Source organism: Leptospira venezuelensis (assembly GCF_002150035.1).
GTDB classification, from domain to species: Bacteria; Spirochaetota; Leptospiria; order Leptospirales; family Leptospiraceae; genus Leptospira_B; species Leptospira_B venezuelensis.
In genome coordinates, this window is the sequence record NZ_NETS01000008.1 from 61,024 (window position 1) to 79,586 (window position 18,563).

Here is an 18,563-nt window from a genome sequence, read left to right on the forward strand (position 1 = left end):
AATTGCCTTTTCTAAGTTTGATTTACCAACGATCCCTGACTGAACCTTGTAGGGAAGTTTTAAACTTTTCCCAAATCTGAGTCACAAGTCCGGATTCTCCAGCGAGTAAACCTATTCCCAATTTAGATGTTAAAAATGGATAATCTTTACCAGAACGAATTTCCAGATCTTTCCCAAGGGAAGCTCGGAGTATCGCAATTCCTCCTGCTACATCCCAATCGTTTTTCGGCCTAAGAGAAAGTGTTAAAGGATATTTTCCAACTGCTACTAACGCAAGTTTATAGGCAATGGAACCTTTCGACTCTAATACAAAATCATTTCCATAATCTAATTTTTTGAAAAGTCCTGCTTTCGATTCAGAAATAGAAACTAGGATTTTCGGAAGTTCGGAAGATTCAAATTTCGGAAGATAAAAAGTATTTTCCCAATCTATCTTATTTTCATTAAAAGGAGGCTTTAAGATTGTATAATATGCACCCTTACCTTCCAGACCCCAAAAAAATTCCCCTGTTGCGGGATTCATCACGATCCCAAAAACAGGTCTACCTTCTTCCAGGAGTCCTAAACTAATCGCAAATTCTGGATTTTTAGCTACAAATTCTCTGGTTCCATCAATTGGATCCAATATCCAAACTCTTTCGCCTTGTAGAGAAGAATGAGAAAAGTCTGAATCTTCTTCCGAATAAACTTTGTCTTTTAGGATTTTGCGGATACCGCCTGCAATGATCTCGTTTGCTTGCAGGTCAGCTTCGGTGAGAGGATCTCCTTTGGATTTTTCCATCACATGGAAATTTGTTCCATAGATGGAAAAGATCCGATCTGCGGCTTCCAGAACAAGTTTAGAAACTAATTCCGCTTCTTCCGGAAATCGCATGAAAGAAGATTATTTTCCGGCAGGCTGTGCTGGTTGTTTATCTTCTTTATGAGGTTCTTCGTCCAAATTATCAGGACGAACATAGAATACCTCGTTGATAGGAGTTTGCAGATAAATTTCCGGATCCATTAGATAACTGTAAAATACGATATAAGTTTTGTATTTTACATATACTCCATAAGTTCCCTTTTGAGGCTCATATGATATAGAATCCGCTTTTAGATCCTTAGTGTATTCCTTATAATCCAAGTATTTACGATGAAGGCTGTATTTTAAAGCGGAGAGAAGATTTTTTTCTAGTAACGCTTTTTTAGCGGATTCAGATACTTTTCGATTCTTATTAAATTCTTCTACTTTATTAAATTCTTCTACTAAACCGCTGACTTTTCCAGCAAACAATGGGGTCCCGAGGCAGATGGCCAAGGATAGTATTACGATCCGTTTCATTGTTTCTCCTATGTTCCTGTGAATAATATCGGTATTTTTAGGGGCGAACTTTCCCCCTTGTTATAATTTCTCTAAGGGGGTATAGGCAAGGAAAAAGTTTTTCTCCAAGCCTCCAAACTTAATTTTTACCTTGCGGTTTTTGCCTGTTCCCTGGACAGAAATCACCTGTCCCAGGCCAAATTGGGCATGTTTGACCTTATCTCCTTCTCGGATATCTGACTCTTCTCCCAAAGGTTTGGAAGAATCTTCCCTTTCGTGAGTAGTTTCTGGGATTTTATAAGCTCCAGAAGAAGCAGTAGGAGGCCCAGATGGTCTGCGAACACCTTTTTGGGCGAAAATACCTTCTTCTCCAAAACATTCGGATGGAATTTCTGGAAGGAAACTGGATGGGATCCTGTCCTCCACTTTTCCAAATTTTCGAGAGGTCCTGGAATAGCTGAGATATAATTTCACTCTAGCTCGGGTCAATGCCACGTAAAAAAGCCTTCTTTCTTCTTCCTTTCCATTCGGTTCTTCCAAACTCATAGAATGGGGGAAGGTCCCTTCTTCCAAACCGGTCAGAAATACTGTAGGGAATTCCAGTCCTTTTGCATTATGGACAGTCATAAGATGAACATAATCAGTAAGCTGAGCTGAATCTTCTTCCGAAGTAAGAAGGCTGATCTGGTTCAGATATTCTTCCAAGTTCGGAGAGTCTTCTCTGGACTCGTATTCCTCGATTGAGTTAACGAACTCTCTTACGTTCTCTACTTTAGAAACTGCTTCCTCATCATGAGCGTCTCTTTCCATATAATCGATCCAACCGGATCTTCCTACAATCTCCAAAGCGATCTTGGACGGAAGCTCTCCTTTTTCTTTTCGATCGATCAAATCTTCAAATAGATGATAAAGCTCTTTGGCTTTTCCTAAACTTGCTTTTTTTAAGGGAAGATCTGGATGTCCTATCGCTTCCAGGAAAGAAATTCCTTTGTCTAAGGAGAATGTCCTGATCTTCTCCACGCTTGCCTCGCCTATTCCCCTAGGAGGAGTATTCACAATTCTTAATAAAGAATTGGAATCCATAGGATTTGCAACTACGTTGAGATATGCGATCATATCTTTGATCTCGGCTCGGTCGAAGAATCTAAAACCACCAAAAATTTTGTATGGTATACCGGAAGATCTAAGTCCTTCTTCGAAGTATCTGGACTGTGCATTCGTTCTGTAGAAGATCGCAAAATCTTTATAGTCAGCACCTCTTGCAGAACCTGCCCTAATTTTTTTTACGATATCGTATGCTTCTTCGGTTTCGTTCTCGAATTGTGAAACGGAGATAGGTTCTCCCAATTCATTGTTTGTGAATAATTCTTTCTCTTTTCTTCCACTATTATTTGCGATCACCTTGGAAGCTGCACGTATGATCCGAGAAGTAGAACGATAGTTTTCTTCTAATTTTACTACGTAAGCATTCGGAAAATCACTTTCGAAATTTAGAATATTCGTAATATCTGCGCCTCTCCAGGAATAGATGGACTGGTCATCGTCCCCTACTACACAGAGATTCCCCCTATCTCCGGAAAGTAAACGTACCAATGTATATTGTGCCTTATTTGTATCCTGGTATTCATCCACCATGATATAGTTCCATCGATCCTGATACGATTTTAGAACGGACGGATTCTCTTTGAATAATTGTACAGTCTTTTGGATTAAGTCCCCGAAATCTAAGGCCTGATTCTTCTTCTTACGTTTTTCATATTCTTCGTAAATGTTTGAAATCATTTGAGATCTATGAGAAAAATTCTCTTTTCGAATATACGAATCAGAATCGGAAAGTCCATCTTTCCAGGATGAAAATATCCCAGTTAAAGAGGAAGGTTTGTATTGTTTAGGATCCTCATGCAGATCCTTGATCACTTGCTTAATTAAAGATTCCTGTAATACAGAATCATAAACAGTAAACCCGGAAGGCATACCTAAGTAAGTAGTTTCTCTTCTTAAAATATACAAACATAAAGAGTGAAATGTTTTAATCTGCACATTCCATGGGATGGAGGGCACCAGTTTTGCCACCCTTTCCAACATTTCTGCGGCGGCTTTATTGGTAAAAGTGAGTGCACAGATTGAATCTGTCCTTTTATTCAGGATCAAGTTTGCAATTCTATGAGTGATTACTCTAGTTTTTCCAGAACCTGCTCCTGCTAATATTAAAACAGGACCTTCTAACTTTTCGACTGCGGCTTTTTGAGGTTCGTTCAAGCCTTGTACTAGATCAATTGACAAAGCTGAAACTCCTTAGAATCGGTAATCACCGATACCAAATACGAACTGAAATGCGTTATCTGATTCGTATCTTTCAAAAGGTGCCCAGAAATTTCCGGTAGGCTTTAATTTCTGCGCGAAGTAAATACGCAACGGAAGAACAGGAATTTGGACTCTCAGACCCACACCCCAGGAATATCTCATTCTATCCATTGCAACGTTATCCGCCGATAGGATCAATCTTCCTGGATTATTCAATTCGTCATATGTTACGTCAGCCTTACGTCCATTCTGCAAATTGAAATTGTTTTGGATGTACCAACCGATCGGGTTAGCAGCAATCTGATCCGCCTTATTCTTATCATAAGATTCGAAATAATCTTTTTTAGTTCCGACCGCACGATTCGTCTGCTCATATAGAGCACCTCCATCCAAGAATACAACAAGCCATAGTAAGCTTGGTTCAATTGGAATACGAATCTCTGTATCAAAGAGAAGACGATGCTGAGCCCCATCTCTCCATTCAACTGGATACTTTTGGTCGTTATAATACCAACCTCTTAAAGATTCATAACCACCGATGATAAGTAAATCCTGAGGACGGATATAAGGATCTTGAACAGGATCTTGATTATGAGATCCACCCATCGGAGCCCTTTGGAAAATAAAAGTATCAGAGGTCCTGAATTCCTGAACTACTCTCCATCTACGAAGAGCGTTGTTTCGGATCAAACCTCCAAAAGTGAAGTCAAACCAAGTATGATAATATTCCGCTAAGACCCTATATTGGTCGAAGTGAGAAGATCCACCAAGATACTGTCCTACGTTATCCACCTGAAAGAGAAGATCATAACCACGAGTTGGAGCAAATACGTTATCTCGGATATCATAAGCAAGACCATTCGTAACCTGAGAACGGAACTGCCATCCCCTTCTTACGTTAGCCAAAACTGCATCCGACACAAGTGCAGTCGGGTTGGAATATGAATAAAATGCAGGAGTATATCTGTGAAAATGGGTCCAGTTGGTCCCGAGCCTGTGAGCCACACCCATGGTGACCCCCAAACCGTTGTTATCGTAGGTAGCATTTTCAACAGTTGGAGAAGTTGTACTATCAGAAATGGAAATCGTAGAAGTAGAACCTAAAAATATGGTTCGAGAGAAATAGAACATGGAAAGGGAAAGCGACCAAGGAGTATCGTACATCCAAGGTTCTGTCCAAGAGATCTGAAAGGATCTACGGTAAGGTCCAAATTCCAAACGACCCGATACCTTTTGACCAGTTCCGTTTAAGTTGTTTTCACCAATTTCAGTAAAGATGGTAAATCCTGTGATAGTTCCGTAACCACCACCCATAGAAACTGTTCCGGTAGGCTGTTCTAATACTTCAATGACAAGATTCATTTTGGTATCATCCGAACCAGGTCTCATGTTAAAGTTCACTTCTTTGAAGTAACCTAGGTTGAAGATTCTCTCCCGCGAACGGTTTACTAAGCTAGAATCGAATAAGTCGCCAGGTTTAAAAAGTAACTCTCTACGAATTACCTTGTCCTGGGTTTTCTTATTACCTTTGATAATTACGTTTTCGATCTGAGCCAAATTGTTCTCACGGATAGTAAAATCCACATGAACAAATTTACGCCCTCTCAACTCTGGACTATCTCTATAAATTTCTCTTAATTTACGGATATTTAATTGTTTATATTCTTCCTCGCAGGATTTTTTCTCCACCTCGGTTCTTCTGGAGGCGCAATTTTCATAATATTCCAAACTTTCTGAATCCAAAGAAACGATCTTTCTTCTTGGAATGACCTGTGCGAAAATATGTCCTTTGGAACCATAGAGTTCGTTTACTGTAGCTCTATCTCTGGAGAATACAGTCTCATCGAAGATCTCTCCCGCATCTTTGGCACTATAATCTAAAGATTTTTCGATTTCAGGGACCGTAAATAGTGGTTTTAATTTGTCTTTTGGAGTTTCAGGGGGGTTATTTTCTTTGTTCAAGAAGATCGGTCTTCCGTCCCCATCTGTAGTCATATCGTGAGCTACAGTATATCCGTTAAAATAATACACCTGCCCTTCAAAGAGTTTGATATTGACTATGATTACCCTTCTATTTTTCTTTTCGGGGTTTTCCCAGTGGATCTCCCAGTTAGTACCTTCTCGGATCAACTCCGAGTCCAGGTATCCCTTACTTCTTAAATAAGCCTGGATAACTTCCTTATCTTTTTCGAATGAACTTTCTTTGAAGTTACCACCTTCAAATAGGCCTTCTTCTTTTAACTCCATAAGACCTAAGATCTCTGAAGTTTCGATAGTCTCGTTCCCGTAGATATTGATCTTTGCAACAGGAATCTCTTCGCCCTCATCGATGATGAAGCGGACCTTAACTAAGTTTGTTTTTGGATCGGGCTTTCCAAGCTCTACTTTTACATAAGCCAGGAAGAATCCTTCGTCTTTATATTTTTGTAATATAACATCTCTGGACTTCGTAACCTTTTGTGGAGTAATTACTTCATTGTCCTTAAGAGGCATTTTGTCTCGGAGATCCGCGGGAAATACTTCATCTGCTCCGATAAATTCGACATCTTTGACTCTAGGTCTTTCTCTGAGTTCGAAAATGACCCGAACTCCACCTTCCATTTCTTCAGCTTTGATATCTATAAAGTAGAAAAATCCGGATGCAAATAACGCCTTTAAGTCTCGGTCAATAATTCCTTTGGTGAGGAGTTTACCTGTTCGGAGTTCCAAAAGACCACTGATATCCGAATCGGATGTGTTCTTATTTCCGCTAAATTTTATTTCTCGTACGATCTTCCCGAAATAATCACTCTTTTTGGAGAAAAGTTGAGAGATCTCGCCGGAGTAAAAAAAGAATCCGCTTACAAAAATAACGGCAAAGGATTTATATATAGATACTTTTCGTTTCAAGAGTCTTTTGAAATCGCCATAAGGCTTTATTTAAAATCGAGACCGTTTTCCTTCTCGAAATAAGTCTTTAGATCCACCTGAGCGGATCACTGACCTCCCGGTTGACGAACCATCGCAAGATTGAATCTTGTTACTCCGGCTTCGTTCACTTTATCGATTACCTTAACGATGGTTTGGTAATTTGCAGCACCATCTCCTCTGATAATCACCCGATTTTTACTCTGTTCTTTTTTGTCTTTGTCGTCGCCTTGGTTTTGGCCATTGAACAATTTTATCTTTTCAGTCAGTTTTTCTAAAGGTACTGGTTCAGTGTCTTTATCTAGGAAAATTTTTCCGTCTTTATTGACAGTGATTACCAATTCATCTTTTTTCTTTTCCTGAGCAGTGCTAGAAGATCTAGGGAGTTCTATTTTCACAACAGTGGATTTCTCCAAGGTTGCATTCATCAAAAAATAAATTACGATGAAGCAAATAACGTCAATCATAGGAGCAAGCTCAATCTGGCCTGCCCTAAAACTTCCGCTCTCTCCCCGACTCCATTTTTTAAATTTCATCTTACTTTAAAAACCTAAGCGCCTGCTCGGATAGACTTTCCATTTCGGAAATCGCATCTTCTTTTTTCTTTTGAAAAAAGTTATGGAAAATATAAGCTGGAATTGCAACCGCGAGTCCCATAGCAGTGGTAATCAATGCTTCACTGATCCCGACCTCTGCTCCTCTCGTTCCGGATCCTTCTGCGAAGGAACGTATGATCCCAAGAACAGTTCCCAAAACTCCCAAAAGTGGAGAGATGGTAGCTATCGTAGCTAACGGAGAAAGGAATTTTTCCATTCTCTGGATCTGATTTAAACCTTGGGTTAAAATTTCATCATCCACAGAAGATGCATTTTTCTTAAACTGAGTAATACCAGCTTGTAAAACTTGGGAGACCGGACCTTGGCTCAGACTTCTCATTAAGTCGGAAGCGGAGTCGTAGTTTTTATCTCTGAGTAGATCTTTTACCCTTCTCCAATCGTCCGGAGTAATAGACTTCCAGCGAGAAAAGAAGATCAGCCTTTCGATGATGATTGTAAATCCTACTATAGAAACAAGAAGGATCAGAATAGGTACGGTTTCCGGTGGAATAATGGAAACCAAAGAATCTGTTTTGGCAAGGATCATATCGGCTTGAGGTTCTCCAAGGAGTAGGGTTTCCAACTCGGCTGTCCCTGCCAAACGATTTTTAAAAGGAAGTTTTCCTTTTTACCGGCAGCGATTTACGCCCCAGTAAAAAGGGAATTTGAGAAGACGAATTATACCGCCTTCTTTTTGAGCAATTCCTTTGCGTGATGGAGAGCGCCTTTGGAGATATTTTGACCCGCAATCATTCTCGCAAGTTCCATTGTTCTCTCCTCCATTCCGAGGAATTCAGTTTCAGAGACAGTTCTTCCCTCTTTGACTCGTTTGCTTACTAGAAGATGATGGTCCGCAGCCGCAGCTATTTGCTGTAAATGAGTGACTAAAATGATCTGGTGAGTTTTAGAAAGAGTTCTGAGTTTTTTTGCTACGTCGGAAGCAATCTCTCCACCCAGACCAGAGTCAATCTCATCAAAAACCAAAACTTTTCCGTCAAAATTGGAACCAAGTACACTTTTGATAGCCAACATTACTCTGGAAATTTCCCCTCCAGAAGCAATTTTACGAAGCGGCCTTGGCTTTTCTCCAGGGTTTGGACTAAAATAGAATTCTGCCTGGTCCAATCCGAATTCGTTTACCAAATAGGATTTTCCTTGGGCCTCTACTTCTCCTTCAGGACTTGTCTCCCAACGAAGAACTACTTGTAGCCCAGCTCCCTTCATCCCTAAAACTTCTAATTCAGATTTGAGTTTGGATTCGAATTTGTTCAATACTTCTCGTCTAGATTTAGAAAGTTGCAAACAAGCTTGGGTTAATTTATCTGCCGCCCTTTTCTTTTCCTTTTCCAGAGAAGTTTTAGAATCTAAGTTCTGCTCTAGAGCTGCGAGTTCGTCTTCTGCCTTCTTCTTTGTTTCTAAAATTTCAGAAATTGAATTTCCATATTTTTTCTTTAGCTTATGGATCAGATCAAGCCTGGACTGTACATGAGATAGTCTTTCCGGAGAGAAAAATACCTCTTCCTTTTGATCCTGAGCAGTAGTATTGATCTCACGGATTGTTACATATACTTCCTTAAGAGCAGAATCCATTTCGTTTAATGATTCGCTCAAAACTTTAATCTTATCGGAAGCAGCAAGCACTTTAGGAAAAATGCCTAACACAGAAGATTCACTTTCATGCAGGTAACCGGTGATTATATCTAGGTTCTCAGCGAGTTTTTCTCCATGAACGAGTAGGTTCTCCTCTTTACTGAGTTCTTCCTCTTCTCCCAATTTTAAATTAGCAGTGTGGATCTCTTCTATTTGGTATTGGAGTATCTCTTTTTTGCGATTTCTATCAGCATGAGATAATTCTAATTCTTCCAATCTCTTTTTGAGGCTTTTATAAGTTAAAAACCCTTCCTTCACTTCTCCTCTTAGTGTGTGCAAACCTGCAAAACCGTCCAAGATATCCAACTGTTGGGCCTTGTCTAAAAGCAGAATTTGATCATTTTGATTATGCACTTCGGATAGAATTTCTCCTAAACCACGAAGTACTTGAGCGGATGAAAGGGAATGATTGATCTGGATCTTTGTTTTTCCGTCCCGAGTGAATTCCTTTCGGATTACGATTACGGAACCGTTTAGAGGAAATCCATGCTCCCTCATCCAAGTTATGGCGCTTGGATTTTGGGAAATATCGAACTCTGCTTCTAAACAATACTTATCCGAGCCTGTTCGGATATCCATCGTACTGCTCTTTCCTCCGAGTAAGGATGAAAGAGCATCCAGTAAGAGAGATTTTCCGGAACCGGTTTCTCCCGTAATCGCAGTTAAGCCCCCTCTTAAGTCAATCTGGGCTGATTCAATTAATGCAAAATCTCGGATACTAATTGTCTGAAGCATAATTTTTCCCCTTAGCTACAACATACTATTCGGATGATTGTATACTTTTGTAAACTATTTTTTTGTATAGTATTTTGAAAAAATTAGAATAGGAAAATGGAATTGAACACATATTTCTACTTAGAAAAGTAAGATTCCCTCGGAATGTCCATTCTGTTCGTCTTTGATTATAACAGAAAAACCTTATTATTTATGACTGAAATTTTGCAATGCAAAGATAAATAACGTTGGCGTTCATAAATGTGATTAGGAAATCAAGGAGACATTTTACGAATCTACTCTGCTTCTTTTTTAAAAAATGGATAATTTGAAGGCAAATATTATGGAACGATTATTCTCATTATATATATTAACCCTTTTTTGTAGCTTTAGTTTGTTATTTATTGCATGCTCAAGGGAAGACGTAGATGAGATTCAAGGTAAGAAAAAGAAATCCAACTGCACAGTTGAATATATAGGGTGCGTGGAATATTATAAACAATGCATAGACAACGGCACTTGTGATTTAAGTCAATATACTGGATCGACGACGGAAAAAGCACAATCCTTTTGTTCTAGTAGCTTTTTACTTTGCGTTGGATATATAATGGGAGGCGCATCTGCTGGTCGAGATTAGCTCTCCCATACGCAATCGTGCAGCATACTAGGATATATTCGAAAGAGGGCCACCCCGCGAAAGATCGAACCGTGGTCAAAAAATCGTGGATACGATTTTTTGACCGGAGGCGAGAGCTTGATCCGAAACGGACTTAAAGTCCGGTTCGGACGCGGCCAACCTTTTAAGTTTGTATCCTTTTTGAGATCTGGAACTCGCCGATTTTTGATTGCATGAATCGTCCTAGGGGAAACACTGGGTATCGATTTTTCTCCCACAGAGGACGTAAACGAGCATGGCAAAAAGTTTCAAAGATTTAGACGCCCAGCTCTCAGACTACATCCTCAGCCGCTCCCGCATCTCCGTTCAATCTTCCAGAATGAATTCCAAATTGGAAAAATACGTTTTGCGTATTCTAACGGAAGTTCTGGAAAAATTAGGCCAAACAAGATACATTGAGATGTTGTATACGATCACCAAAGAAATGGCGATCAATGGAGTAAAGGCCAACCAAAAGAGGGTTTTTTTCGAAGATCTTGGTTTGGATATCCGAAATCATGAGCATTACGACCAGGGTCTGGCCCAGTTCAAACAGAACTTCTCCGAAAAAATGGCTGACGAATATGGGAAACGTTGTCTTGCAAGAGGCGTTTTTGTCAAAATTTCAGTTACTTATACTACCGAAGGTTTGGTCGTCGAAGTAGTTAATAATACTCCTGTGATTGAGATCGAAGAATCTCGTATGAGGGAGAAGATGAGAAAGGCGATGGAATATAATGATATCGCCGAGTTCTATATGGATAATATGGACAATACTGAAGGAGCTGGTTTGGGTATCGCTTTAATCATGATCCTTCTCAAAAGTGAGAATATTGATCCAAAACTATTCAGAATCCAAACAAGCACCGCAGAAACTGTCGCCAGGGTAGAAATCCCTTTCACCGACAATTACGTAACTATTAGAAGTAAGGAAATCAACCAAGTTGGAAATCACAAATAAGACTGCCGTAATCACCGGTTCCGCCGGAGGTTTAGGCAAAGAGATGGCCCTTCATTTTGCAAAATTAGGAGCCAATATTGTTCTATCGGATATCTCCGCAGACAAACTGGAAGGCGCCAAAAAAGAGGTAGAAGCTCTAGGCGTTAAAGTGATCGCGGTGCCTACAGACGTTTCTAAGGAAAAAGACGCCGTTGAACTCATGGAGAAAGCAGTTTCCGCCTTCGGATCCGTAGATATCGCAGTTTTGAATGCGGGGATTTTGAGAGATGGTCTCTTAATAAAAGCGGATAAACAGACTGGTAAGGTTGCGTCCAAGATGTCTTTGGCAGAATGGCAGGCAGTAATCGATGTGAACTTGACCGGAGTATTCTTAACAGGCAGAGAAGCGGCAGTTCAAATGGTAAATAACGGTACCAAAGGGGTAATCATCCCTATTGCCTCTGTTTCTATGCATGGTAACCCAGGCCAAACCAATTATTCCGCAGCGAAAGCCGGAGTAGCAGCGATGACTAAACTATGGGCGAAGGAACTCAGCCGTTATGGTATCAGAGTCGCGGGTATTGCACCTGGATTCATCGCTACAGAAATGGTAATGAAAGACATGAATCCGGAAGCTCTCAAAAAATGGGAAGCGTTGATCCCGATCGGTAGATTAGGCAGACCAGATGAGATCGCTAGCACTGCGGCATTCATCGCTCAAAACGATCTGGTAGACGGAGTCGTTTTGGAAATTTCTGGAGGGGTCAAAATTTGACCCCTTTGTTTCTTTTATTCCCTTTCTCAGTCCATTAGTTTTCCTTAATTCTTCCACACTTTTGCCTTTAATAATTTCATTTCGCCTATCTTGGTTAAGCTGAAAGCTTGTTCACCCTTCAAAACGTTTTCTTGAATTAGAAATCTGGCAAATTCGAACTTTATAATAGTATATATTTCGTTTATTGTTAAATTAGAATATTGAGTTTTTGGGATCTTCTAAACGTAAGAGGGTTCTAATATTCGAAGGATTGAAAGTTATAATATTCAATTTCTCTAAGCTTGAGGTTATTATATCTACAATTGGTAATAAATTATTTTCCATTTTATTTACATAATTATATCATAATTTACATGATTTCTAATTTTACAAAAAATAGAGATAGTTTTCGGAAATCCTTGTAAATTTCAAAGGTTATGTTAGAGTGGATTCAAATACAACAGAAGGCAGATTATGGCAGCCCAAAAGTTAGAAATTAAAAAAACTCATCTGGATTCTACCATCCGCGGACTTAAAGCAGTAGCTCATCCTGACAGATTAAAAATTCTTCTCCATCTTTCTAGAAAAGAACATAGCGTAGGAGAACTCGTAGACGCACTTGGTATCAGCCAATCAGCTGCTTCCCAACACTTAAGCAAAATGAAAGAAGCAGGATACTTAGGAAGCAAAAAAGTTTCTAACCAAGTATTCTACTCTATCAAAGACGCAAAATTCAAAGCATTCGCAAAATCTTTACTTCAGATCTTTTCTAAGTAATTAATAGCTGTGGGGGGTCTTCAGGGGCCCCTTTATTACTCTTCTTTTTTCAGCAAATCCACGTAATCCGCAATCGCAGTTTCCAAATCAGTAAAACCTTCTTTGTAACCACTTGAGATCAGTTTTTGGGTCTCTGCCTTCGTATAATATTGGTATTTTGCCTTTAAACTTTCAGGCATTTCCATATATTCAATATTTTCAGGTTTTCCCATTGCTTTGAATAAAGCAGATGCGAGTGAATTCCAAGTTTCAGCTTGTCCTCTTCCAACATTATATAAACCGAATTTACGATTTTCCAAAAGGAATAAGCTAATCTTGGCCGCGTCCTTTACATAGAGAAAATCCCGTTTTTGTTCGCCATTCTTATAGTCTGGGCGATAGGATTTGAATAATTTCAATTTTCCTTCTGAAGAGATCTGTTCGTATCCTTTTAAAACAACGGATCTCATATCTCCTTTATGGGCCTCCCCAAACCCGAAGATATTGAAGTATTTCACACCAGTGATTTGATCCAAGAATCCTTTTTTTAAGGCGTATAGATCGAACATATGTTTGGAGTATCCATACATATTCAAAGGTTTTAGAGGATGGATCGGGGTCTTATCATCATATCCAAACTGCCCTTCTCCATACGTGGCCGCAGAAGAAGCATACAAAAATTGGATTTTTCTGCGAAGAGACTCTTCTGCTAATATCTTTGTATATTCGTAGTTATTTCGGATCAAATAAGAAGCATCAGTCTCCGTTGTAGAAGAACAGGCTCCTAAATGGAAGATATGAGAATAATCTTTTAAAATATCTGTAGTTTGAACTTTTTGAAGGAACTCTTCTTTTTCTAAATAATCTGTATATTCCAAACCTCTAAGGTTTTTCCATTTGTTAGTCAGGCCCAAATGGTCTACTACAAGGATATTTGAAATCCCCTGCTCGTTTAGAAGTCTAACTACATTACTTCCTATCAGTCCGGCTCCGCCGGTAACGATTACTCGTTTCATTCCCATTCTTCCATTTACCTACATTGAATCCAGAAGTCTACCAAATCTATTCTCTACTTGTTTGGTGATTTTAAGATCTTCTTCTAGAACCGGAGGATACCAAGTTTTTAGTCTTGCATCTACAAGGATTGGACCTTGGAAAGAAATATGATTCCGAACTACTTTAGAATCTCCATAGATATCAGCGGCTGGTTCGAATCGAGTGAATACATTCCAAATAAAATCGTGATCAGATTTTGTTGCTTCTTCTGAATTATCTACTAAGAATACGAATAAAAATCCTTGGGTGATTGCTTCCTTGCGAAGTGTTTCTAAAGCCCCATCCCCTTTTTTGTATTTTGGTCCGGAAACTACTAAGATTCCAGGGCAATATACTTTTGGATTTTTGAATTTAGAATTTTTAATATTAGAAGTGATCTTAGGTTTTAATTTTTGGGTTTTAGGTCCCACTCCAAGTAAAACTGCCTTACTTCCTTCATTTACCTTTGGTCCTGTATAATCCAAAGTGTCTTGAGAAATATTGGAGAAGATATGTAAGTCAGTCTCCGGTTGGAATCTCTCCAGTGCGGCAAGGAAAGTAGTTTTAAAATCCATCAATGGAACATCTTGGTCAGTAACGATCAAAAATTTAGTAAGGGATAATTGTCCTTCTCCCAAAATCCTAAGAGCGCCCATGAATGCTTCTTTTTTATATCTTTCTTTTACGATCGCTGCCGCTAAGGAATGTACTCCGGATTCTTCGTAAGCCCAAATTCCTTTTACTTGGGGCATAACGATGGGGAACATGGGAGATAATAGATGTTGTAGATACTCCGCGATCCAATGGTCTTCCTGTGGAGGACGTCCTACAACTGTAGCAGGCCAGATTGCATCTTTTCGAGCATAAATTTTATCAATTTCAAATACTGGATAATCATGTTTAAGCGCATAATATCCATAATGATCTCCGAAAGGTCCCTCCGGTCTTCTAATCTTCGGAGGAATTTTTCCGATTAATGCAAAATCAGCATCTGCCACGATTGGAAGAGGACTGATCTTTTTGTTTTTGATAATTTTAAGTCTTTCACCTAACAAAAGCGAAGCGAGAAGAAATTCACTAATCTCTTCTGGCAAAGGTGCCACTGCCGAAATCGTTAAAGCAGGTGGACCTCCTACATAAATATGCGCAGGTAAAGCGTTACCTTCTGCTTCGGCCTCTGAATAATGAAAGCCACCGCCCCTATGGATCTGAATATGCATCCCTGTAAGCTTAGCTCCATGGAATTGGATACGATACATTCCCAAATTTCCTTTTCCGGTTTTGGGACTTTCTGTATACACCAAAGGTAATGTGATAAATCTTCCTGCATCCTTGGGCCAGGATTTTAATGCAGGCAATTCGTCGAGGCTTTGTAACTCTGAATCCAAAATAGGAGCCTTACTCACCTTTCTAAGGCCGACTTTCAAAGCAGTCCAAGCGAGAGATCTTGCTTCCCATACTTTTTTAGGAGTAGGAGGCATTAAATGTTTTGCAGTATATGCGATTTTTTGAATAAACTTTACAGGATCTTCTCCGAATGCGATCTTGATCCTGCTTTCTGAACCATACAAATTAGTAGCTACAGAAAATCTGGAACCTTTCACATTCGAGAATAGAAGTGCCGGTCCTCTTTTGGCAACAACCCTTCTTTGGATTTCTGCGATCTCAAGAATTGGATCCACCTCTTCTTTGATCTCCAAAAGTTCTCCTTTTTTAGAAAGTTCTTTTACGAATTCGGAAGTAGATCGAATATTCATAGTTTTCCTTTAAAATAATAATTCAATTATCTAAACCTGGTAAAACAGCTCCGTCTTTAGCCAGAGTCTGTTTTATTTTTTTTGCAATAGAAGAAGGAAATTCAGTCTCCAAGTTTTTCCAATTGCAGTATTTGATTTCTATTGATGGCCGAATTTTGTGAAAATTTTCTAAAATTTTTCTCTCTAATTTTTGATCCAATGCTGTTTCAGAAACAAAACCTTGGATCTTATGATGAGTAATCGTGTGTTTAAATTTGATTCCAAGATCAAAAGATTTTAAATTCCAATCCAAAACGGGATCTGCTTCATAAGGATTTTTTCCTTCGAACGAAAAAGGAAGAGAATATATTGTTTTAAAAAATCTTCTCTCTGGATAGCGGACCAGTAAAATTCCCTGTTTGGTCTTTAGTATATAAAAACGGATATTTAATGGGATTTCCTTCTTCTTCTTTTCTATTACCGGGATCTCTTCTTGGACACCATTTCGGTAAGCTATACAATCATTTTGAAGAGGACATTGGGTACATAAAGGTTTTGGAATACAGATGCGGGCTCCTAACTCCATTACTGCTTCGTTATGATCTCCCGGGAACTCAAGATTCAAAAATGAATCCGCAATCTTTTGTAAAACCGGATCCGCTTTAGGACCTGACTCTTTGAACATGACCAATCGAGAAAGAACCCTTTTTGCATTCCCATCCAAAACAGCAAAAGGTAAATTATAAGAAATAGAAAGAATAGCTCTTGCCGTATAAGGCCCCACTCCAGGAAGAGAAAGTGCGTCTTCTAAGGTTTTTGGAAATTTGCCACCGAATTCATTGACTAGTTTCTGAACTCCGGCCAAAAGATTTTTGGCTCGGGAATAATAACCAAGTCCTTGCCAGTAACGGAATACTTCCTCTTCCTCCGCGATCGCAAGATCTTCCGGTTTGGGAAATCGATGCATAAACTTTTCATAGAGAGGGAGCATCGCTGCAACTCTTGTCTGTTGCAGCATAATCTCACTTACCCAAGTTGAATATGGTGTTCTGTTTTTTCGAAATGCCAGGTCTCGTTTTTCTTTTAAGAACCAACTTCTAAGCTTTAAATTCGTTTTAGGATCGAATTCGTAAGTCGGAAGATCGGTTACTTTTTGTTTCAAACCGGCGGGCATGTATCTGACTATCGGAGCCTTTTACTCCAGGGAGAAAAGGAGTTTTCGAAGCCGGTTTGTTGGAATTCCTACAATTTATTTGGGTGCCCCACCCTTTTTCTGGGTGGGGGCCGGTCTGTGGTACCCGGAGTCCGTCCTATCACAAAAAACTCAAACAAGCAAGCAAGATTCTAAACCAGAAGTCCTGTAGGAATTCCAACAAGACTTCTCCCAGTTCCCGCTTGTTCATTCCTATCTATAGCAAAAATCCTCCTGACACCTCTAAATCCTGAGCAGTCACCCAAGAAAACTCGTCGGACAACAAATTCACAATAACCTTAGCTATATCATCCGGACTTCCAATTCTTCCTAAAGCAGTCTGATCCGCTATAGGTTGGATGTACTCTGGATGTTTATCAAATGCTCCTCCTCCAAGATTTGTATGAACTGGACCTGGAGAGATTGAATTCACTCTTATCTTTCTAGGAGAAAGTTCTTTTGCAAGATACTTAGTCCAAGAAGTCAAAGCAGCTTTCGAAGCACCATAAGCGGAATACCCTACAAAGGATCCGTGACTTGCTGAACTGGATGTATTCACGATTCTTCCGTTATCTTCTATAATTTTAACAAGATGCTGTGTTAAGAAAAATGGCCCTTTAAAATTCGTGTTTAGCATTTGATCGAAATATTCCTCTGTAATCTCTGTAAAAGGCACCCCTCCTCCGACACCTCCGTTATTTACCAAGTAATCAAAAGTTTTTCTCTTCCAAATATCTTCTAGATTCATTTTTACAAGCTCAGCAAAAGTTTCAAAGGAAGACTTTTGACTAAGATCTAATTTAAGACTTACTGCTTTTGAGCCGTATTTCTCCACTTCTTTTACTACATCTTCTGCGCCTTTCTTATCCGAATGATAAGTAAGAATTACACCAATCCCTTTTTTACCTAGTTCGATCGCGGTATTTTTTCCGATCCCGTTACTTGCTCCTGTGACGATTGCAATATTCATAACGTCCTCCAATACCCTGAAGCGTAGAACATTTGATAAAGATAGTAAAGATCGGATCATGCCGATTGATTGCCTAATCCTACCGACTTATCAATAAATCGAAATATTCCATAAATTTAGCTTTAGATAATATGATTTCATTCTATTATGTTACAGAATGAAGGAAATTCTGAAAGAGATTGCTGAACTAACAATCCAGGCAACAACAAAACCAACTAAAACGGAACTCCCAAAAGTATTACTTATAAAAGGAGAAGTATCCGAACACCAACTTGCGGCGGTCTACGAACCTATGATCGGTTTAGTCGTGCAAGGAGGGAAAACGATCTCGATAGGAGATCAAACTATTCAATTAAAGGCGCCTTCTTATTTTGTAATTTCCGCTGATATCCCGGCCACAGGAAAAGTTCAACAAGGCAAAACTGGACCTTACATTTCTTTGGGACTCGAATTGGACCAGGACTCCATTTTAGATTTATTAAATGATCTTCCTAAAGATCCTTCAGAAGAAAATGCAGAGAATGAGTTCATAGCCTGCGAAGCGTCTACTGAATTTTTAGAAGTTTGGGTTAGAATGCTCCGACTTCTTAAAACACCAGAACATATTCCTGCCCTTGCTCCTATCTATGAAAGAGAAATATTATATAGAGTCCTTCTTGGTCCCCAAGGATGGCGTTTGAGAAAATTTTGCCAAACTCAAGGAAAAGGACCGACTATCTATCCTGCAATTCGATGGATCAGAGAAAATTATACTGCCTCAATGGAGATTAAACGATTAGCGGCAAAATCCAGATTGGGAGTTACAACATTTCATAGACAATTTAAACAGATAACAGGCCTAAGTCCTATTCAATTCCAAAAACAACTCAGATTGCTCGAAGCGAGAAAACTTTTAGTCCATAGTGCTTATTCCGCGTCACGCGCTGCCTTCGAAGTTGGATACGAAAGTGTTACTCAATTCAATCGAGAATATTCCAGGTTTTTCGGGAACTCTCCAGTAAGAGATGCTTCCAACCTAAGAGAAAAAATAGCATTGACGAGGTACTAAAACTCA

15 protein-coding genes are annotated in these 18,563 nt (G+C 39.3%); 4 read left to right on the forward strand and 11 right to left on the reverse strand.

Annotation, left to right across the window (positions count from 1 at the left end; translation table 11 throughout):
- Window positions 1–22: 22 nt before the first annotated feature.
- The 7 genes from B1C82_RS04375 to recN all read right to left on the reverse strand — a co-directional run bounded on the left by B1C82_RS04375 (window position 23) and on the right by recN (window position 9,492).
- On the reverse strand, window positions 23–874 hold the full coding sequence (locus B1C82_RS04375) for a 3'(2'),5'-bisphosphate nucleotidase CysQ (RefSeq protein WP_086446406.1): 852 nt from the start codon (window positions 872–874) through the stop codon (window positions 23–25).
- 9 nt (window positions 875–883) lie between these two features.
- Window positions 884–1,321, reverse strand: a complete 438-nt coding sequence (locus tag B1C82_RS04380) for an LIC11625 family surface-exposed protein (RefSeq protein WP_086446407.1) — start codon at window positions 1,319–1,321, stop codon at window positions 884–886.
- A gap of 60 nt (window positions 1,322–1,381) precedes the next feature.
- Window positions 1,382–3,583, reverse strand: a complete 2,202-nt coding sequence (locus tag B1C82_RS04385) for an ATP-dependent helicase (RefSeq protein WP_086446408.1) — start codon at window positions 3,581–3,583, stop codon at window positions 1,382–1,384.
- Between the two features lie 12 nt (window positions 3,584–3,595).
- Entirely contained in the window at window positions 3,596–6,493 is a 2,898-nt protein-coding gene (locus tag B1C82_RS04390) for a BamA/OMP85 family outer membrane protein (RefSeq protein WP_086446409.1), read from the reverse strand.
- An 86-nt stretch (window positions 6,494–6,579) separates the two neighbouring features.
- On the reverse strand, window positions 6,580–7,047 hold the full coding sequence (locus B1C82_RS04395) for an ExbD/TolR family protein (protein WP_086446410.1): 468 nt from the start codon (window positions 7,045–7,047) through the stop codon (window positions 6,580–6,582).
- A gap of 1 nt (window position 7,048) precedes the next feature.
- Window positions 7,049–7,654, reverse strand: coding sequence for a MotA/TolQ/ExbB proton channel family protein (locus B1C82_RS04400; protein ID WP_086446892.1), 606 nt, complete (start codon window positions 7,652–7,654; stop codon window positions 7,049–7,051).
- A 131-nt stretch (window positions 7,655–7,785) separates the two neighbouring features.
- The gene (recN, locus tag B1C82_RS04405; protein ID WP_086446411.1) at window positions 7,786–9,492 is read right to left on the reverse strand and encodes a DNA repair protein RecN; all 1,707 of its coding nucleotides are present in this window, start codon (window positions 9,490–9,492) and stop codon (window positions 7,786–7,788) included.
- Window positions 9,493–10,382: 890 nt separating this feature from the next.
- Here recN and B1C82_RS04410 point away from each other — a divergent pair.
- From B1C82_RS04410 to B1C82_RS04420, 3 genes are all read left to right on the forward strand, one after another.
- A complete protein-coding gene (locus B1C82_RS04410) occupies window positions 10,383–11,087 on the forward strand; it encodes a histidine kinase (protein WP_086446412.1) in 705 nt (234 codons plus the stop codon).
- Entirely contained in the window at window positions 11,071–11,841 is a 771-nt protein-coding gene (locus B1C82_RS04415) for an SDR family NAD(P)-dependent oxidoreductase (RefSeq protein WP_086446413.1), read from the forward strand. The genes B1C82_RS04410 and B1C82_RS04415 overlap by 17 nt, the downstream gene beginning before the upstream one ends.
- 453 nt (window positions 11,842–12,294) lie before the next feature.
- Window positions 12,295–12,597 carry an ArsR/SmtB family transcription factor gene (locus tag B1C82_RS04420; RefSeq protein WP_008592190.1) on the forward strand — a complete coding sequence of 101 codons (303 nt, stop codon included), beginning with the start codon at window positions 12,295–12,297 and terminating at the stop codon, window positions 12,595–12,597.
- A 35-nt stretch (window positions 12,598–12,632) separates the two neighbouring features.
- On the opposite strand, the gene rfaD is transcribed toward B1C82_RS04420, so the two are convergent.
- The 4 genes from rfaD to B1C82_RS04445 all read right to left on the reverse strand — a co-directional run bounded on the left by rfaD (window position 12,633) and on the right by B1C82_RS04445 (window position 17,509).
- On the reverse strand, window positions 12,633–13,598 hold the full coding sequence (rfaD, locus tag B1C82_RS04425; protein WP_199775813.1) for an ADP-glyceromanno-heptose 6-epimerase: 966 nt from the start codon (window positions 13,596–13,598) through the stop codon (window positions 12,633–12,635).
- Between the two features lie 12 nt (window positions 13,599–13,610).
- Window positions 13,611–15,368 (reverse strand): UbiD family decarboxylase, encoded by a 1,758-nt coding sequence (locus B1C82_RS04430; RefSeq protein ID WP_086446414.1) that lies wholly within the window; start codon window positions 15,366–15,368, stop codon window positions 13,611–13,613.
- Between the two features lie 22 nt (window positions 15,369–15,390).
- The gene (locus B1C82_RS04435) at window positions 15,391–16,521 is read right to left on the reverse strand and encodes an A/G-specific adenine glycosylase (RefSeq protein ID WP_086446415.1); all 1,131 of its coding nucleotides are present in this window, start codon (window positions 16,519–16,521) and stop codon (window positions 15,391–15,393) included.
- Between the two features lie 235 nt (window positions 16,522–16,756).
- Window positions 16,757–17,509 (reverse strand): SDR family NAD(P)-dependent oxidoreductase, encoded by a 753-nt coding sequence (locus tag B1C82_RS04445; RefSeq protein ID WP_086446417.1) that lies wholly within the window; start codon window positions 17,507–17,509, stop codon window positions 16,757–16,759.
- A 157-nt stretch (window positions 17,510–17,666) separates the two neighbouring features.
- On the opposite strand from B1C82_RS04445, the gene B1C82_RS04450 reads away from it, so the two are divergent.
- Entirely contained in the window at window positions 17,667–18,557 is an 891-nt protein-coding gene (locus B1C82_RS04450) for an AraC family transcriptional regulator (RefSeq protein WP_086446418.1), read from the forward strand.
- Window positions 18,558–18,563: the final 6 nt, after the last annotated feature.